The 2,163-nt window shown below is 66.7% G+C and carries 2 protein-coding genes and 1 pseudogene; 2 read left to right on the top strand and 1 reads right to left on the bottom strand.

All coding sequences use genetic code 11. The features are described 5' to 3' along the window. Window positions 1–196 (bottom strand): annotated as a pseudogene (locus JCM25156_RS14445) (LapA family protein); the annotation flags it as partial. Window positions 197–338: 142 nt separating this feature from the next. Between JCM25156_RS14445 and JCM25156_RS14440 the strand changes: the two are divergent. Both JCM25156_RS14440 and JCM25156_RS14435 read left to right on the top strand, forming a co-directional pair. Further along, window positions 339–626, top strand: coding sequence for a hypothetical protein (locus tag JCM25156_RS14440; protein ID WP_025813625.1), 288 nt, complete (start codon window positions 339–341; stop codon window positions 624–626). A gap of 72 nt (window positions 627–698) precedes the next feature. Beyond that, complete coding sequence (locus JCM25156_RS14435; protein WP_025813624.1) at window positions 699–2,105, top strand: M20/M25/M40 family metallo-hydrolase; 1,407 nt, start codon at window positions 699–701, stop codon at window positions 2,103–2,105. Window positions 2,106–2,163: the final 58 nt, after the last annotated feature.

Raw genomic sequence — 2,163 nt, 5'->3', positions numbered from 1 at the left:
GCATCTGCCGCAGCACCACGATCCACGCGCTGGCCGACCCCGTGGCGTAGAACAGCGCCGCCACCAGCAGCGCCAGCACGCCGGGCGATGATGTCCATTTCCACTGCAACCATGACAGGTCCACTGGCGCCTGATTGCAGGCGGCGAAAATAATCAGCGCCACGATCACGGGCAGGGTAATGACAAGACGTATCATGATCCTGCTTCCCTACCGCCAACAACGGGGGCAGGCAAGGAAATCAATTCATCGGGGGTGCTGCTTGATCGGGCGCGACAGGCGTGGTTGCCTGCGTTATCGGGGCGTGAATGGCCCCTGCGACCGCAACGGGAGCGAAACAATGGGCAAGGTTGTCATTTTTCGTACGACGGCGCGCCGCGATGAATCATGGGCGGTGGTGGCCCGCACCGGGGGCGGCACATGCATTGCCAGCATCTACCCCACCCGCGCCGGGGCCGAAGCCGACTGCGAATGGCGCGACAGGCAGGTCGCCGCCTATCGCGCGTTTCTTGAACGCAACGACATACCCGTTCCCCATTACAGCATCCGCCCCTATCGGCGCGCGGATCTGCCGCGCGCATGGCGGCCGTTGCCCGCGCTGGGGTTCCTGCATGGACAGTGCCGATAGCAGGGATGAGTTGCTTTTGATCCCGTGACAGGCAAAATCGCGCCCAGGCCGCCGACTGTAAACGGAGATTCCATGACCGACACGCCTTCCGCCCTTTCTCCCGTTCTGGAACAGGCGGACCATGCCCTTGACGCGGCCCTTGAACGGCTGTTCGCGTTCCTGCGCATCCCCAGCATTTCCACCCAGCCCGAACACGCGGTCGACTGCCGGTGCGCGGCCCAGTGGCTGCGTGATGAACTGGACAGTCTCGGCTTTGACGCCCGCCTGTGCGAGACGCCGGGCCACCCCATCGTGATCGCCCATGACCGCACGCCGCCCGCGGGCCCGCATGTGCTGTTCTATGGCCATTATGACGTGCAGCCCGTCGATCCGCTGTCACTGTGGAAGACCGGGCCGTTCGAGCCCGTTCTGGTCACGGGCAAGGATGGCGTGCGGCACATCGTCGCGCGCGGGGCATCGGACGACAAGGGTCAGGTCATGACCTTCATCGAGGCCCTGCGCGCCATCCGCGCGACACTGGGCACGCTGCCGGTGCGCGTCTCGCTGCTGATCGAAGGGGAGGAGGAATGCGGCGGCCCCAATCTCATCCCCTTCATGGAGGAGCACCGCGACGAACTGCGCGCCGATGTCGGACTGATCTGCGATACGGCGATGCTGCCCGGCGTGCCCGCCATCACCACCACGCTGCGCGGCATGGTGGGGGAGGAAATCCACCTCCGCTGCGCGGACCGTGACCTGCATTCCGGCATTTACGGCAACGCCGCGCGCAACCCGGTGGAACTGCTGTGCCAGGCCCTCGCCTCCATCCGCGATGCGCGGAGCGGGCGCGTGACGCTTCCCGGCTTTTACACGGGCGTGCAGGATCCGCCCCAGGCGCTACGCGCGCGCTGGGCCGAGATCGCGCCCGATGACGCGACCTTCCTGGGGGAAGTCGGGCTTTCGGTCGCAGCGGGGGAGACAGGCTACACCGCCATCGAACAGACATGGTGCCGCCCCAGTTTCGAGATCAACGGCATCTCCGGCGGTTACGCCGATGAAGGGTTCAAGACCGTGCTGCCGGGCGAGGCCGTGGCCAAGGTCTCGTTCCGGCTGGTCGCGGGGCAGGATCCCATCCGCATCCGGCAGGCCTTCTGCGCGCGCGTGCGCGAGATGCTGCCCGAAGACTGCACCGTAACCTTCACGCCCTATGGCGGGTCCATGGCCTGCACCGTGCCCCCGGCCACGTTCGGCCTGCAACCCGCCCTTGCGGCGCTGGGGGCGGAATGGGGCACGCCCGCCGTGACCATAGGCTGCGGCGGGTCGATTCCCGTGGCGGGCGACATGCAGCGCATACTGGGCATGTCGGCGCTGCTGGTGGGTTTCGCGCTGGATGATGACCGCGCCCATTCCCCCAACGAGAAATATGACCTGACCTCCTTCCACAAGGGCATCCGGTCATGGATCCGCATCCTGCACGCCATGGCGGCGCCCCATGCGTGAACACCCGCGCCCGCTGGCCCTGACCATGGGCGATCCCGCCGGGATCGGGCCGGAAATC

It is taken from the genome of Komagataeibacter kakiaceti JCM 25156 (genome assembly GCF_000613305.1).
This window is presented reverse-complemented; position numbering and strand designations above follow the sequence as displayed.